We start from the raw sequence: 14,796 nt of genomic DNA on the forward strand, positions 1-14,796 counted from the left end.
CCCCGACGGGGCACCGGGAGACGGCGGATGGCACCATACGCGGCTCGGCACGGTCCGCGCGGCTGGCACGATGTGCGGATGGACATCATGCTCTTCCACTCGACGTTCGGGCTGCGGCCCGCCGTGCACGCCGCCGCGGACCGGCTGCGCGCCGCCGGCCACGAGGTGCACACCCCGGACCTCTTCGACGGCCGCACCTGTGAGAGCGTCGAGGAGGGCATGGAGCTCCGGGACGGCCTGGGCCGCGAGGAGTTGCTGCGCCGCGCGGTGCTCGCCGCCGCGCCCTACTCGGAACGCGGCCTGGTCTACGCCGGGTTCTCGTTCGGTGCCTCGGTGGCGCAGACCCTGGCCCTGGGCGACGCCGAGGCCCGCGGACTGCTGCTGATCCACGGCACCTCGGACATCGCCGACTCGGCCTCCGCCGACGGGCTGCCGGTGCAACTGCATGTCGCGGAGCCCGATCCGTTCGAGACGGACGACTGGCTGAGCGCCTGGTACCTGCGGATGAGCCGGGCCGGCGCCGACGTCGAGGTCTACCGCTACCCCGGCGCCGGCCACCTCTACACCGACCCGGACCTGCCGGATTACGACGCGGAGGCCGCCGAGTCCACCTGGCGCACCGCCCTCGGCTTCCTGGACTCGCTGCGGTAGCCCACTGCCCCAACTCCCGCTAGGCGACCGGTGCTTCGGCCCGTTCCATCTGCTGGGTGCCGCGGGGGGTGCGGTAGGAGCGGGCCCAGGACGAGGTGGCGTCCGGGTCGCCGCGGTCCGAGACCAGGAAGTAGTCCATCTGCGCGCGGGCCGCGGTGAGATCGAGCACGCCGTAGCCGTGGCCGTCCATGTCCAGCCATTTCACATGCCGGTTGGCGGCCCGGATCGCGGCCTCGGCGACGGTGGAGACGGTGCCGGCCGGTACATGCAGGAAGTCGTCCACATTGTCCGAGGTGACGGAGGTCACCACGAACTCCGTGGCCGCGGACGGTGACTTGGGATACGTACTGGCGGTCACCGGCACCTCGTTGGCCCAGGCCATATGGATGTCGCCGGTGAGGAAGACGGTGTCGCGGATGGCGTGGTCCCGCAGGTGGCCGATGAGTTCGGCCCGGTCGTGGGTGTAGCCGTCCCACTGGTCCACGTTGACCGCGAGGCCGCCGGAGGGCAGGCCCAGCAGTTCGGTGAGGGGTGCCAGGACCTTGGCGGGTACCGAGCCGAAGGCCACCGGGGAGATCATCACCGAGGTGCCGACCAGCCGCCAGGCGGACTGCGAGGCGGACAACCCGGCCTTCAGCCAGTCCAGTTGGGCCCGGCCGGTGATGGTGCGGTCCGGGGAGTCCACCGCCCCGTCGCCGATCCTGGCCTGCTGGGAGCGGAACGAGCGCAGGTCCAGCAGATGAAGATCGGCGAGGCGGCCGAAGCGCAGCCGCCGGTAGACGGTGCCCTCGGTGGAGGTCCGGACCGGCATCCACTCGAAGTAGGCCTGCTTGGCGGCCGCTTGACGGGTCTGCCAGTCGCCCTCGGTGTCCGGGCTGTGGTTCTTCGCGCCGCCCGACCAGGCGTTGTCGGCGAACTCGTGGTCGTCCCAGATGGCGATGACGGGGTGCGCGGTGTGCAGCGCCCGGACGTCGGCGTCGGCCTTGTGGGCGGCGTGCCGGACGCGGTAGTCGGCGAGGGTGGTGATCTCGTGCGCCGGCTCATGGGGGCGCACCGTGTACTTGGCCTTCGGGTGCTCGCCGGTGGCGAACTCGTACAGATAGTCCCCGAGGTGCAGTACGGCGTCCAGGTCGCGGCGGGCGGCGAGATGGCGGTACGCGGAGAAGTAGCCCGCCTCCCAGTTGGCGCAGGAGACCACGCCGAAGCGCAGCCCGTCGGGGTTCGCGTCGGCGGCGGGCGCGGTGCGGGTGCGGGCGGCGGGGGAGAGGGTGTCGCCGGCGCGGAAGCGGTACCAGTAGTCGGTGGCCGGCCGCAGCCCGCGTACGTCGGCCTTCACGGTGTGGTCGGCGGCGGCGTGGGCGGTGACCGTGCCGCTGGCCGCGACGCTGGTGAAGGCGGCGTCCTCCGCTATCTCCCAGGCCACCTCGGTGTCGGGGCCGCGGCCGGAGCCGGGGGCGGCCTCGGGCACGGGCGTCACCCGGGTCCACAGCAATATGCCGTCGGGCAGCGGGTCGCCCGAGGCCACACCGTGGAGGAAGGCGGGCCCGGCGGTGGCGCGGGCGGCCGCCGCGGCCAGGGGCACCGCGGCGGTGCCGATCGCGGCGGCCTTCACCAGGGTCCGGCGCCGGGGCCGGCCGGGGCCCGCCGAGTCGCCCTCGCCCAAGTCACCGTCGTCCAGGGCGGGTTCGGACCCTGCGGGTCCGGTCCGGTCGGATTCTGATCGGTCGAGTCGTCTGGTCATGACCCATCAGATTACCGATCGGTAGAGCACGATGCGGGCGAACACCGCGATGTCCGCCCGCACTTGGGGAGCGCGTCAGCGAGCCGGCACGGCCCGGACGCCCCGCGTCACGCCTTCAGCGCCGCGTCCATGGCCTTCTGGAAGTCCGGCACCGTCATCGGGGTGTTCTTGCCGTCGGAGCCGGTCAGCTTCTTGCCGTCGACGACGAGCGAGGGGGTGCCGGTGACCTCGTCCTTGTTCTTGTCGAAGGTCTTGGACATCTCCAGCGCCCACCGGTCGTAGGTGCCGTCGTTGACGGCCTTCTGGAAGGCCTTGTTGCCCTTGAGCGCGTCGACCGTGTCCGCGACCTTGATCAGATACGAGTCGTCCTTGAACTTGTCGTCGGTCTCCTCGGGGTGCCACTTCGCCGAGTAGAGCGCCGTCTTGTACGCCTCGAAGGCCTCCGGGCTGACGTTCAGCGCGGCGCCCAGCGCACTCAGCGCGTTCTTGGATCCCTCACCGCCGTTGCTGTCGATGAAGGTGGCGAGGACGTACTTGACGTTGTACTTGCCCGAGTCGATGTCCTTCTTCACGGTGGGGCCCACGGTCTGCTCGAACTGCGAGCAGATCGGGCAGCGCAGGTCCTCGTACATGGTGAGGGTCTTCTTGGCGTCGGGCTTGCCGACGACGAGGGTGGTGCCGTTGGTCCCGCTGGTGTTCGCCGGCTTGACCAGCTTCGCGTTCTTGGCGGCGTCCCAGCCGGACGGCTTGTTGGCCTGCATCACGGCGTAACCGACACCGCCGGCGACGGCCAGCACGGCGACGATCGAGAGGCCCACGAGGACCTGCCGCTTCGTCTTCTCCTTCCGGGCCTGCCGCTCCCGCTCCATCCGCAGCCGCTCGCGCGCCGCGTTCTTCGCCTGCTGGGTGTTCCTCTTGCTCATGCTGATCTGCTCCGAGTGGTGACGCGCGCGACGAGGCGCACGTGAAGGTCGTGGGGGTCTGTACCGCGTCGGCGGCCGGACTACGGGCGCGGTGGTCCGTACGTCAGGCGGCCAGGACGGTGCGGGGTGGCCCGCGGCGCCCTACCGAGTGCAGCACCCACTGGCCGGGCAGGGCGGCCCGTGCCCGGTGTGCGGGGTGCGGGCGGTCCACGGCGGGGGCGGGGCCGGCGGTGACGGCGGCGACCGCCAGCAGCAGTGGCCGGAAGGTGGTGCCGGCCACGGCTCGCAGCACCTGGCCCAGGGCGCGTTCGCCGCGCCGGAGCCAGGCCGCGGCCAGCAGCCCCACCGAGATGTGCGCGGCCAGCAGCAGCCAGGCGGCCGCCGGATCGGCATGGGTGAGCAGGGCGGCGATCCGGGTGTCGGTGGTGCCCATCCCCGGCAGCGGTACGCCCAGCGGGCCGCCGCCGCACAGGACGTCGATGCCGACGGAGCGCAGCGGGCCGCGGACCGGGCCGCCGCCCTGGCCGTAGCAGACGTGCTGACCGGAGGTGAAGAGGGTGTCGGCGGCCAGCTCCAGCGGGATCAGCAGCGCCGCGATCCGGCCGAAGCTCCGCTCCCGGCCGGCCAGCGCATAGGCCGCGGCGAACACCGCGGCGGCGGTCGCTGCCACGGTGAACGGCGGCAGCGGGGCGCGGGAGAGCAGGATGTGGGAGGCGGAGGAGAGCGTCACGACCAGCGCGGCGAAGAGCGCCGCACGCAGCGCGCGCGGCGCCGCCCTGGTGATGTCAGCTCTCTGCACGTCGCTCTCCGGCCGGGCCCCGCGGCGGGGCGCGGCGGGGCGGTGAGTGTCCGTCCGAGTCTGCCACGACCTCGGGTAGGGGTGGGCTAAGGGTTCGCTGTGCGTTACCGGATCGAGTCGCCGCCGCCCGTCGCCGTGCCTGGCCCCGGTCAGAACGCCTGGGTCAGAGCCCCTTGATGCGGCCGTTGCGGAGGAGGTCGACGAAGATGCGGTGGTCGCGGCGGGCGCGGGCGCCGTAGTCGTGGGCGAAGTCCGAGAGCAGCGGGGCGAAGCCGTCCTCGTCGGCGGCGAGGGCCGCGTCGATGGCGCGCTCGGTGGAGAACGGCACCAGCTCCGAGTGACCGGTGGCGTCCTCCGGCACCGCGTGCATGGTGGCGGTGGCCCGGCCCAGGTCGGCGACGACCGCGGCGATCTCCTCCGGCTCGTCCAGATAGGACCAGTCCAGGTCGACCGCGTACGGCGAGACCTCCGCGACCAGTTGCCCGGCGCCGTCCAGCTCGGTCCAGCCCAGCCACGGGTCGGCGTGTGCCTGGAGGGCGCGCTGCGCGAGCACCGTGCGCCGCCCCTGGTGCCCCCAGTACTCGCGGATCGCGCGGTCCGTGACATGCCGTGCGGCGGCCGGGGTCCGCGCCTGTCTGAGGTAGATCACCACATCGCTCTCCAGCGCGTCGCTGCCCCCTTCCAGCAGGATGTTGTACGAGGGCAGCCCGGCCGGTCCGACGCCTATCCCGCGCCGCCCCACCACGTCCTTCACCCGGTACGAGTCGGGGCGGCCCAGGGCGGAGTCGGGCAGCGTCTCCAGATATCCGTCGAAGGCGGCCAGCACCTTGTACCGGGTGGCCGCGTCCAGCTCGACGGCGCCGCCACCGGGGGCGAACCGCCGCTCGTAGTCCCGGATCTCCGTCATCGAGTCCAGCAGTCCGAAGCGGGTCAGGGAGCGGGCCATCCGCAGGGCGCCCAGCAGCGGGCCCTCGGCGGTGTCCAGGGTGAAGGGCGGCACCTCGTCGCTCTTGGCGCCGGCGGCCAGGGCGTGGACGCGCTCCCGGTAGGCGGCGGCGTAGGTGTGCACCAGGGCGGTGATCTGCTCGTCGGCGAGGGCCTTGGCGTACCCGAGCAGGGCCAGCGAGGCGGCGAACCGCTTCAGGTCCCAGAGGAAGGGGCCGACGTACGCCTGGTCGAAGCCGTTCACATCGAAGACGAGCCGGCCCCGGGCGTCCAGGTGGGTGCCGAACCGCTCGGTGTGCAGATCGCCGTGGATCCAGACCCGGCCGGTGCGGTCGTCGAGGTAGGGGCCGCCGGGCTCCAGGTCGTGGTGGAAGAGGCAGGCGCTGCCGCGGTAGAACGCGGAGGCGGAGGCGGCCATCTTCCGGAACCGGGCCCGGCAGGCGGCCGGATCGGCTGCCAGTAGCTCCCCGAATGCGGTGTCGAGGACGGCGAGGATCTCCTCGCCTCGCTGCTCGGCGCTGGGCTGCGGGACCGGCATCGCTGGGTGCCTCCAGAGGCGGATGGTGCGCGGCGGTGGGACGGGTGCTGGGACTCGTGCTGGTACTGGTGTTCCGTGGTTCCAACGCACGAACGGGCCGCCGAGTGCCCCGCCCCGGCTGTCGGACCCGGGTCGTAGACTTCCGCGGTGTCCCCCCTTGGTAGGGAGGGGCGTCAGCGCATCCCGCCGAGCACCCCGCTGGAGGCCTCCGCCGTGGCGTCGTCCGACAAGCCCCCCTTCACCCACCTGCATGTCCACACGCAGTACTCGCTGCTGGACGGCGCGGCCCGGCTGAAGAACATGTTCGACGCCTGCAACGAGATGGGCATGACCCATATCGCCATGACCGACCACGGCAATCTGCACGGCGCCTACGACTTCTTCCACTCCGCGAAGACGGCCGGGGTGACGCCCATCATCGGCATCGAGGCGTACGTCGCCCCGGAGTCCCGGCGGAACAAGCGGAAGATCCAGTGGGGCCAGCCGCACCAGAAGCGGGACGACGTCTCCGGCTCCGGCGGCTACACCCACAAGACGATCTGGGCGGCCGACCGCACCGGCCTGCACAACCTCTTCCGCCTCTCCTCCGACGCCTACGCCGAGGGCTGGTTGCAGAAGTGGCCCCGGATGGACAAGGAGTCGCTGGCCCAGTGGTCCCAGGGCCTGATCGCCTCCACCGGCTGCCCGTCGGGCGAGTTGCAGACGCGGCTGCGCCTCGGCCAGTTCGACGAGGCGCTCAAGGCCGCCGCCGACTACCAGGACATGTTCGGCAAGGGCCGGTACTTCCTGGAGCTGATGGACCACGGCATCGAGATCGAACGCCGGGTCCGCGACGGCCTGTTGGAGATCGGCAAGAAGCTCGGCATCCCGCCCCTGGTCACCAACGACTCGCACTACACGTACTCGCACGAGGCGAGCGCGCACGACGCGCTGCTCTGCATCCAGACCGGCAAGAACCTCTCCGACCCGGACCGCTTCCGCTTCGACGGCACCGGCTACTACCTGAAGTCCACCGAGGAGATGTACGCGGTGGACTCCTCCGACGCCTGGCAGGAGGGCTGCCGCAACACCCTGCTGGTCGCCGAGCAGATCGACACCACCGGCTGGTTCGAGAAGCGCGACCTGATGCCCAAGTTCGATGTGCCGGAGGGCTTCACCGAGGTCACCTGGTTCCAGGAGGAGGTCAGGCGCGGCATGGCCCGCCGCTTCCCCGGCGGCGTCCCGGAGGACCGGCAGAAGCTGGTCGAGTACGAGATGGACGTCATCATCCAGATGGGGTTCCCGGGGTACTTCCTCGTCGTCGCCGACTTCATCATGTGGGCGAAGAACAACGGCATCGCGGTCGGCCCCGGCCGCGGCTCCGCGGCCGGCTCGATCGTCTCCTACGCCCTGGGCATCACCGACCTCGACCCGATCGAGCACGGCCTGATCTTCGAGCGCTTCCTCAACCCGGAGCGCATCTCCATGCCCGACGTCGACATCGACTTCGACGAGCGCAGGCGCGTCGAGGTCATCCGCTACGTCACCGAGAAGTACGGCGCCGACAAGGTCGCCATGATCGGCACCTACGGCAAGATCAAGGCGAAGAACGCCATCAAGGACTCGGCCCGCGTGCTGGGTTACCCGTACGCGATGGGGGACCGGCTCACCAAGGCCATGCCCGCCGACGTCCTCGGCAAGGGCATCGACCTCTCCGGCATCACCGACCCCAAGCACCCGCGGTACTCCGAGGCGGGCGAGATCCGCGGGATGTACGAGAACGAGCCGGACGTCAAGAAGGTCATCGACACCGCCAAGGGCGTCGAGGGCCTGGTGCGGCAGATGGGCGTGCACGCCGCCGGCGTGATCATGTCCAGCGAGACCATCACCGACCACGTCCCGGTCTGGGTCCGGCACACCGACGGCGTCACCATCACACAGTGGGACTACCCGAGTTGCGAGTCGCTCGGCCTGCTGAAGATGGACTTCCTCGGCCTGCGCAACCTCACCATCATGGACGACGCCGTCAAGATGGTCAGCTCCAACAAGGGCACCGATCTCGACCTGCTGGCCATCCCGCTGGACGACCCCAAGACGTACGAACTGCTCTGCCGCGGTGACACCTTGGGCGTCTTCCAGTTCGACGGCGGCCCGATGCGCTCCCTGCTGCGGCTGATGAAGCCGGACAACTTCGAGGACATCTCTGCCGTCTCCGCGCTCTACCGCCCCGGCCCCATGGGCATGAACTCCCACACCAACTACGCCCTGCGCAAGAACGGCCAGCAGGAGATCACCCCGATCCACCCGGAGCTGGAGGAGCCGCTCAAGGAGGTCCTCGGCCTCACCCACGGCCTGATCGTCTACCAGGAGCAGGTGCAGAAGGCCGCCCAGATCGTGGCCGGTTACTCGCTCGGCGAGGCCGATGTGCTGCGCCGGGTGATGGGCAAGAAGAAGGCCGAGGAACTGGAGAAGAACTTCGTCCTCTTCCAGGCCGGCGCCCGCAAGAAGGGCTTCAGCGACGAGGCCATCCAGGCCCTCTGGGACGTCCTGGTCCCCTTCGCCGGCTACGCCTTCAACAAGGCCCACTCCTCCGCGTACGGCCTGGTCACCTACTGGACGGCGTACCTCAAGGCGAACTACCCGGCCGAGTACATGTCGGCGCTGCTCACCTCGGTCCGCGACGACAAGGACAAGTCGGCGGTCTATCTCAACGAGTGCCGCCGGATGGGCATCCGGGTGCTGCCGCCCGACGTCAACGAGTCGGTGGCCAACTTCGCCGCCCAGGGCGACGAGGTGATCCTCTTCGGCCTCTCCGCGGTGCGCAACGTCGGCACCAACGTGGTCGAGTCGATCATCCGCAGCCGCAAGTCCAAGGGGAAGTTCTCCTCCTTCCCCGACTACCTCGACAAGGTCGAGGCCGTCGCCTGCAACAAGCGCACCACCGAGTCCCTGATCAAGGCCGGCGCCTTCGACACCATGGGCCACACCCGCAAGGGCCTCACCGCCCAGTACGAGCCCATGATCGACAACGTGGTGCAGGTCAAACGCAAGGAGGCCGAGGGGCAGTTCGACCTCTTCGGCGGCATGGGCGGTGACAGCGGGGACGGTGACGAGCCCGGCTTCGGGATGGACATCGAGTTCACCGAGGAGGAGTGGGACAAGTCGTATCTCCTCGCCCAGGAGCGGGAGATGCTCGGCCTCTATGTCTCCGACCATCCGCTCTTCGGCATCGAGCACGTCCTCTCCGACAAGGCGGACGCGGCGATCTCCCAACTCACCGGCGGTGAGCACTCGGACGGCGCCGTGGTCACCATCGGCGGCATCATCTCCGGCCTCCAGCGCAAGGTCACCAAGCAGGGCAACGCCTGGGCCATCGCCACCGTCGAGGACCTGGCGGGCTCCATCGAGTGCATGTTCTTCCCCGCGACCTACCAGCTCGTCTCCACCCAACTGGTCGAGGACGCCGTGGTGTTCGTCAAGGGCCGGCTCGACAAACGGGAGGACGTGCCGCGGCTGGTCGCCATGGAACTCCAGGTCCCCGACCTGTCCCACGCCGGCACCGACGCCCCCGTGATCATCACCATCCCCGCGGTGAAGGTCACCCCGCCCATGGTCAGCCGCCTCGGCGAGATCCTGGGCCACCACCGGGGCAACAGCGAGGTCCGCATCAAGCTCCAGGACGCCCGCAAGACCACCGTCCTCCGCCTGGACCGGCACCGGGTCACCGCCGACCCGGCCCTCTTCGGCGACCTCAAGGTCCTGCTCGGCCCGTCCTGCCTGGCGGGTTGACCCGAAGACCGATCTGAGCTCCGAGGGGCGCGCCCGATCGGTCCGGGCGCGCCCCTCGCGGCAGTTCCGGGGGTCTCAACGGCCCCTGGACGGCGTTCAGTTGTGGCCGAAACGCTTCTCGTGCTTCCGTGCCACGTCGGAGGGGCTGCCCGGCACCCGCGTGGTGGACTGGGCCTCGGTCTGCGAGGCGCCCGACTGCTGCTCGGCCCGCTCGGTCTGCGCGGAACGCTCGTTCTGCGACGCCGGTTTGCGGTTCTTGTTCTTGGCCATGGTGCTGCCTCCTTGAGGGGATCTATAAGGGCCAGGGCCGCTGTCAGACTCACATACAGTGGCAAAGGGTGCATTTCAGAGAATCACCGAGAGTAAGTGGACGAGCCCGGTCAATCCACGGTCCGCCGCAGCGGATACGCCACGCCGAAGATCGAGTTCCGGCCGTCAACCCCCGTACGGTCGGGCAGACTCGAAGGAACCCGAAGCGGACCCGCCGGCCCCCCGGGCGCGGTGGCCCTTCGAAGCGCCGGCCCGTGGGAGCCGGGACGTCTACGGGAAAAGAGGGTGGACCGCATGGAGCGCTGCATCGTCCTGGTCGACGCCGGCTATCTGCTGGGGGCGGCGGCGAGCCTCCTCGCCGGAGAGCCCTCCCGATCCCGGATCAAGGTCGACCACCCTGCCCTCGTCCAGGCCCTGCGGGACCGCGCCGAAGCCGAGACCCAGCGCCCCCTGCTGCGGATCTACTGGTTCGATGGCGCCCCTGACCGCGTACCGCAGCCCGAGCACCGGCGGCTGCGGGTGATGCCCCGGGTCACCGTCCGGCTCGGTGCCCTGACCCGCAGCGACGGGCGGTGGGCGCAGAAGGGCGTGGACGCCGCCATGCACGCCGAGCTGACCGAACTCGCCCGCAACCGTGCCTGTTCCGACATCGTGCTGGTCACCGGCGACGGCGATCTGCTGCCCGGCATGATGGCCGCCAAGGAACACGGGGTCGCCGTCCACCTGTGGGCCGTGCAGGCCGCCGACGGCGACTACAACCAGTCCGAGGACCTGGTCGCCGAGGCCGACGAGCGCCGGGTCCTGGACCGCGCCTGGATCACCCAGGCCGTCAGCGCTCGCGAACCCAAGGAGTTCGGCGGAGTCTGCGCCCCGCCCGCCGCGCCCCGCCCCGAGATCGCCGCCATCCTCTCCGCCCCGCTGCCCGACGCCGCCCTCGCCGCCGCCGCGGAGCGCGCCGCCGAACCCCACCCGCGGGAAGGCGGCCACGCCCCGGCCGCCGCCGAGGAGCACCCCGCCGGGGAACGCGGCCACCCCGCCAAGGGCGTCCCCACCCCCAAGGACCTCGCCGCACTGCACGCCCCCACCGGCCACCACCCCGCATCGCAGCCCGCCTCCGCCACCCTGCGCTGGTCCTCCGAGAAGGGCGGCTGGGTGGAGCGGGCGCCCGGCAGCACCGAGCCGCCCGAGGCCGCCGGACTGCCGACGCTCGCCCAGCTCACCACCGCCGAGCAGCGCTGGGCGGACCGCGAGGAGGACATCACCGCCGTCGGCGGCGACCCCTTCGAGGTCGGCCAGGTCTTCGCCCGCCGCTGGTCCGCCCGCCTCGCCGACGAGGACGCGGTACGCCGGATCTCCACCCTCTACCCCCGCATCCCGCACCGCATCGACGGCGAACTCCTGCGGTACGCCGCCCGGTTCGGGCTCCTCGCGCACAAGGACGACCAGATCGACGAGCACGACCGGTACGCGATCCGGGCCGGCTTCTGGCGCGAACTCGACGCCCCCGTCACCGGCAGCCCCACCCCCTGACCCGCCCCCGGCACCCCCCTCGCCGCCCCGCTGCCCGAACGTACGGTCGCGGTCCTCCGTACGGGCAGGGGCGGGGGCGGGGTGCGGGTGCCGACCCCGTAGGCTCGTGCCTTGTGAAGATGTGTCCCGTCCCGCCGGCCGGTGAGCCCGCCGTGGTCTGCGCCGTGCGGGATCTGGGCAAGACCTATCCGGCCGCCCCGCGCCGCCGCGGCCGCCCCGCCACCCCCGAGGTACGCGCCACGGACGGGATCGGCCTCGACATCCACCACGGCGAGATCTTCGGCCTGCTCGGCCCGAACGGCGCCGGGAAGTCCACCCTGGTACGCCAGCTCACCGGACTGATGCGGCCCGACCGCGGCAGCGTGGAGATCCTCGGCCACGACATCGTGCGCCACCCCGACCGGGCCGCCCGCATCCTCGCCTACCTCGGCCAGGAGTCCACCGCGCTGGACGAGCTGACCGTCGCCCTCGCCGCCGAGACCACCGGCCGGCTGCGCGGTCTCGGCACCCGGGCCGCCCGCACCGAACGCGACGCCGTCCTGGACGAGTTGGACCTCACTCCGCTCGCCGGACGTCCGCTGAAGCAGCTCTCCGGCGGGCAGCGCCGCCTCGCCTGCTTCGCCGCCGCCCTGGTCGGCGAGCGCCCGCTGCTCGTCCTCGACGAACCCACCACCGGGATGGACCCCGTCGCCCGCCGCGCCGTCTGGGCCGCCGTCGACCGCCGCCGCGCCGAACGCGGCACCACCGTCCTCCTCGTCACCCACAACGTCATCGAGGCGGAGACCGTCCTCGACCGGGTCGCCGTACTGGACCGGGGCCGCGTCATCGCCTGCGACACCCCCGGCGGGCTCAAGGAGCGGGTGGCCGGCGAGGTGCGGGTGGACCTGGTCTGGCGGGAGCGGGCGCCGCTCGACGTCCCGGAGGTCGCCGCGCTGCGCCCGTCCGCGACCGAGTCGGGACGCCGCTGGGTGCTGCGGCTCGCACCGGACGAGGCACGCGCCGCGGTCGCCGCCGTCACCGGCGGCGCCGCCTTCGCCGCCCTGGACGACTTCACCCTGGCCACCCCCAGCCTGGAAGACGTCTATCTGGCGCTCGGCGGCTCCGGACACGGCGCCGGGGGACTGGTGAAAGCATGAGCCGGCCCGTCACCGCCGGTGTCCCGGGGGCGGTCCCCGCCGGCGAGCAGGAGGAGCAGCACACGGTGAGTGCGGTACCCGCGCAGGTCATCGGGGCAGACCCGCGCCCCGCCCCAGGTCCGGCCCCGCTCGCGCCGCGCGCCAGGCTGCTGCCCGCCCTCGCCGCCGTCTACCGGGCCCAGTTGTCGCGTGCCCGGGTCGCCCGTATCCCGCTGCTCTTCGTGGCCACCTTCCAGTCGATCGGGATCATGGTCCTGATGCGGGGCGTGGTGGACGGCGGGGCGGAGGCACGGGCGGTGGTCGCCGGGTCCGCCGTGCTGGTCGTCGCCTTCGTCGCGCTCAATCTGCTCGCCCAGTACTTCGGGCGGCTGCGGGCCGACGGCGGGCTCGACCACTACGCCACCCTGCCGGTGCCGCCCGCCGCCGTGGTGCTGGGCGCCGCCGCCGCGTACGCCTCCTTCACGGTGCCCGGCACCCTGGTCACCGCCGTCGTGGGCTGTGTCCTCTTCCAACTGCCGCTGGCCCATCTGTGGGTGCTGGCCGCCGTCATCCCGCTCGCCGGGGCCGCGCTCTCCGGACTGGGCGCCGCCCTCGGCCTGCTCGCGCCCCGGCCCGAACTGGCCACCCTCCTCGGCCAGTTGGGGATGTCCGCGGCCCTGCTCCTCGGTGTGCTCCCCGCCGACCGCCTCCCCGAGGCCGTCCGCTACGCCCGCGATCTGCTGCCGTCCACCTACGGGGTGGAGGCCTTCGCCCGCACCTTCGGCTCGGCACCCGACTGGGCGGCCGTCGGACTGGACCTCGCGGTGTGCGCCGCCGTCGGCCTGGTCTCGCTGGCCGTGGCCACCTGGGCGTACCGGCGTGCCGCCGTCCGCTGAGTCGGGGCCGCACCCGGGGGCGGCGTCCGGTGGCGCGGGGGCGGGGCGGGCCTGGCACGATGTGGGGGTGACCGCACCGCTGAATCCACCGCCGCATCATCAGCCCGCGCACGGCACCGTGCAGACCCCGGCCCCCGGCGGCGCCGTGCGGTTCACGCCGTACCAGTCGCCGTACCAGGAGGACGGGCCCGGGATGAAGAGCGAAGTGCGGCAGGCCGTCGTGCTCGCGGTGGCGGCGGCGGTGGCCGGGGCGCTGCTGGGGCTGCTCTGGCTGTGGCTGGCGCCGCGTATCCCGCTCGTCGCCGACCGGCAGGCCGTCTACCTCAAGGACAGCGAGGGGGAGCAGGCCATCGGGGTGGACGGCACCTTCGCGCTGCTCGGCCTCGGCTTCGGGCTGCTGTCCGCGGCGGTGGTGTTCCTGGTGCGGCGGCTCGGCGGCATCCCGCTGGTGGTGGGGCTCGCGGTGGGCGGGCTGCTGGGTTCGGTGCTCGCCTGGAAGACGGGGGAGTGGCTCGGCCCGACGCAGAATGTCGCCGCGCACGCCCGGCAGGTCGGCCCCGGGGTCACCTTCGAGGCCCCGCTGGAGCTGAAGGCGTACGGTGCGCTGCTGGCCTGGCCGATCGCCGCGATGGTCGGGCATCTGGGCCTCACCGCCCTCTGGGGTCCCCGCGACCCGGAGCCCGACCCCTTCCCGTACCACCCCCGACCGGCGGGCGGCGGCGGCCAGTTCCCGCAGCACGGCGGCCCTGCCGACCCGGCACGGGCCCCGCGGGTCAACCTCACCAAGGACCACCCGGAGCCTCCCGGGGACCGGGGAGACGCCGCCTAGGTGTATTGATCACGAGCGTTGTTGACACCTGTCGGGCTTGATCATGGCGAAGACCTCCGGTGTGGTGGAGCTGTCTAGGACTGCACCGCACGGAGGTCTTCGTGTCTCACCGTAATGCCCGGCTGACCGTCTTCGGGAGACGGCTGCTGGTCGAACGTGTCTGTTCCGGCCGTCCAGTTGCTCACGTGGCCGCCGAAATGGGGATCTCGCGGGCCACAGCTCACAAGTGGATGCGCCGGTGGCGGACGGAGGGCGATGCGGGCCTACGGGACCGCTCCAGCCGGGCGCACACCACACCGCGCCGTACGGCTCCCGCGGTCGAGGCCCGCGTCTGCGAACTCCGCCAGGCCCGCAAGCTCGGCCCGGCACGCATCGGCCCGATCCTGGGCCTGCCGGCCTCGACCGTGCACCGCGTCCTGGTCCGGCACGGCCTGAACCGTCTGACCTGGCTCGACCGGCCGACGGGCGAGCCGATCCGCCGCTATGAACGCGCCCGGCCGGGAGAACTGGTCCACGTCGACATCAAAAAGCTCGGCAACATCCCCGACGGCGGGGGCTGGCGCAAGGTCGGCAGAACCACCGGCGACAGCAACCGGCAGGCCACCACCGACGAACGCAAGAGCTGCCACCCGGTCATCGGCTACAGCTACATCCACTCCGCCGTCGACGACCACTCCCGCCTCGCCTACAGCGAGGTCCTCACCGACGAACGCCAACACACCGCCATCGCCTTCTGGCAACGCGCGAACACCTTCTTCCAGACCCACGGCATCACCGTCGAACGCGTCCTG

The 14,796-nt window shown here is 71.9% G+C and carries 12 protein-coding genes; 7 read left to right on the top strand and 5 right to left on the bottom strand.

Annotated features, from left to right (window positions below; genetic code table 11):
- Positions 1-78 precede the first annotated feature (78 nt).
- A complete protein-coding gene (locus ACFVST_RS23850) occupies positions 79-651 on the top strand; it encodes a dienelactone hydrolase family protein (RefSeq protein WP_390155501.1) in 573 nt (190 codons plus the stop codon).
- Between the two features lie 19 nt (positions 652-670).
- Here the strand turns inward: ACFVST_RS23850 and ACFVST_RS23855 are convergent, their stop codons facing one another.
- The 4 genes from ACFVST_RS23855 to ACFVST_RS23870 form a co-directional block, all read right to left on the bottom strand.
- Positions 671-2,392 (bottom strand): alkaline phosphatase D family protein, encoded by a 1,722-nt coding sequence (locus ACFVST_RS23855; RefSeq protein ID WP_390155479.1) that lies wholly within the window; start codon positions 2,390-2,392, stop codon positions 671-673.
- Positions 2,393-2,499: 107 nt separating this feature from the next.
- Positions 2,500-3,315, bottom strand: a complete 816-nt coding sequence (locus ACFVST_RS23860; protein ID WP_390155481.1) for a DsbA family protein — start codon at positions 3,313-3,315, stop codon at positions 2,500-2,502.
- Positions 3,316-3,418: 103 nt separating this feature from the next.
- Positions 3,419-4,114 carry a hypothetical protein gene (locus tag ACFVST_RS23865; protein ID WP_390155483.1) on the bottom strand — a complete coding sequence of 232 codons (696 nt, stop codon included), beginning with the start codon at positions 4,112-4,114 and terminating at the stop codon, positions 3,419-3,421.
- A 163-nt stretch (positions 4,115-4,277) separates the two neighbouring features.
- Positions 4,278-5,597, bottom strand: coding sequence for a DUF2252 domain-containing protein (locus ACFVST_RS23870; RefSeq protein WP_390155485.1), 1,320 nt, complete (start codon positions 5,595-5,597; stop codon positions 4,278-4,280).
- A 213-nt stretch (positions 5,598-5,810) separates the two neighbouring features.
- Here ACFVST_RS23870 and dnaE point away from each other — a divergent pair, with 213 nt between their 5' ends.
- Positions 5,811-9,365, top strand: a complete 3,555-nt coding sequence (dnaE, locus tag ACFVST_RS23875; RefSeq protein ID WP_390155502.1) for a DNA polymerase III subunit alpha — start codon at positions 5,811-5,813, stop codon at positions 9,363-9,365.
- Between the two features lie 96 nt (positions 9,366-9,461).
- Here dnaE and ACFVST_RS23880 read toward each other — a convergent pair whose 3' ends face one another.
- Entirely contained in the window at positions 9,462-9,635 is a 174-nt protein-coding gene (locus ACFVST_RS23880) for a hypothetical protein (protein WP_390155487.1), read from the bottom strand.
- A gap of 294 nt (positions 9,636-9,929) precedes the next feature.
- Here ACFVST_RS23880 and ACFVST_RS23885 point away from each other — a divergent pair, with 294 nt between their 5' ends.
- The 5 genes from ACFVST_RS23885 to ACFVST_RS23905 form a co-directional block, all read left to right on the top strand.
- On the top strand, positions 9,930-11,165 hold the full coding sequence (locus ACFVST_RS23885; protein ID WP_390155488.1) for an NYN domain-containing protein: 1,236 nt from the start codon (positions 9,930-9,932) through the stop codon (positions 11,163-11,165).
- 119 nt (positions 11,166-11,284) lie between these two features.
- The gene (locus ACFVST_RS23890) at positions 11,285-12,301 is read left to right on the top strand and encodes an ABC transporter ATP-binding protein (protein WP_390155490.1); all 1,017 of its coding nucleotides are present in this window, start codon (positions 11,285-11,287) and stop codon (positions 12,299-12,301) included.
- A 65-nt stretch (positions 12,302-12,366) separates the two neighbouring features.
- Entirely contained in the window at positions 12,367-13,176 is an 810-nt protein-coding gene (locus tag ACFVST_RS23895) for an ABC transporter permease (protein ID WP_390155504.1), read from the top strand.
- Between the two features lie 67 nt (positions 13,177-13,243).
- The gene (locus ACFVST_RS23900) at positions 13,244-14,005 is read left to right on the top strand and encodes a hypothetical protein (RefSeq protein ID WP_390155492.1); all 762 of its coding nucleotides are present in this window, start codon (positions 13,244-13,246) and stop codon (positions 14,003-14,005) included.
- 101 nt (positions 14,006-14,106) lie between these two features.
- Positions 14,107-14,796 (top strand): leucine zipper domain-containing protein (locus ACFVST_RS23905; protein WP_390155494.1); only part of this gene is annotated, 690 nt, incomplete at its 3' end.

It is taken from the genome of Streptomyces sp. NPDC058045 (assembly GCF_042885635.1).
Taxonomy (GTDB): domain Bacteria; phylum Actinomycetota; class Actinomycetes; order Streptomycetales; family Streptomycetaceae; genus Streptomyces.

Excerpts from the sequence above, each read along its gene's own strand:
- ACFVST_RS23850 (WP_390155501.1), top strand. The coding sequence starts at position 79 with ATGGACATCATGCTCTTCCACTCGACGTTCGGGCTGCGGCCCGCCGTG.
- ACFVST_RS23855 (WP_390155479.1), bottom strand. The coding sequence starts at position 2,392 with ATGACCAGACGACTCGACCGATCAGAATCCGACCGGACCGGACCCGCA.
- ACFVST_RS23860 (WP_390155481.1), bottom strand. The coding sequence starts at position 3,315 with ATGAGCAAGAGGAACACCCAGCAGGCGAAGAACGCGGCGCGCGAGCGG.
- ACFVST_RS23870 (WP_390155485.1), bottom strand. The coding sequence starts at position 5,597 with ATGCCGGTCCCGCAGCCCAGCGCCGAGCAGCGAGGCGAGGAGATCCTC.
- ACFVST_RS23880 (WP_390155487.1), bottom strand. The coding sequence starts at position 9,635 with ATGGCCAAGAACAAGAACCGCAAACCGGCGTCGCAGAACGAGCGTTCC.
- ACFVST_RS23885 (WP_390155488.1), top strand. The coding sequence starts at position 9,930 with ATGGAGCGCTGCATCGTCCTGGTCGACGCCGGCTATCTGCTGGGGGCG.
- ACFVST_RS23890 (WP_390155490.1), top strand. The coding sequence starts at position 11,285 with ATGTGTCCCGTCCCGCCGGCCGGTGAGCCCGCCGTGGTCTGCGCCGTG.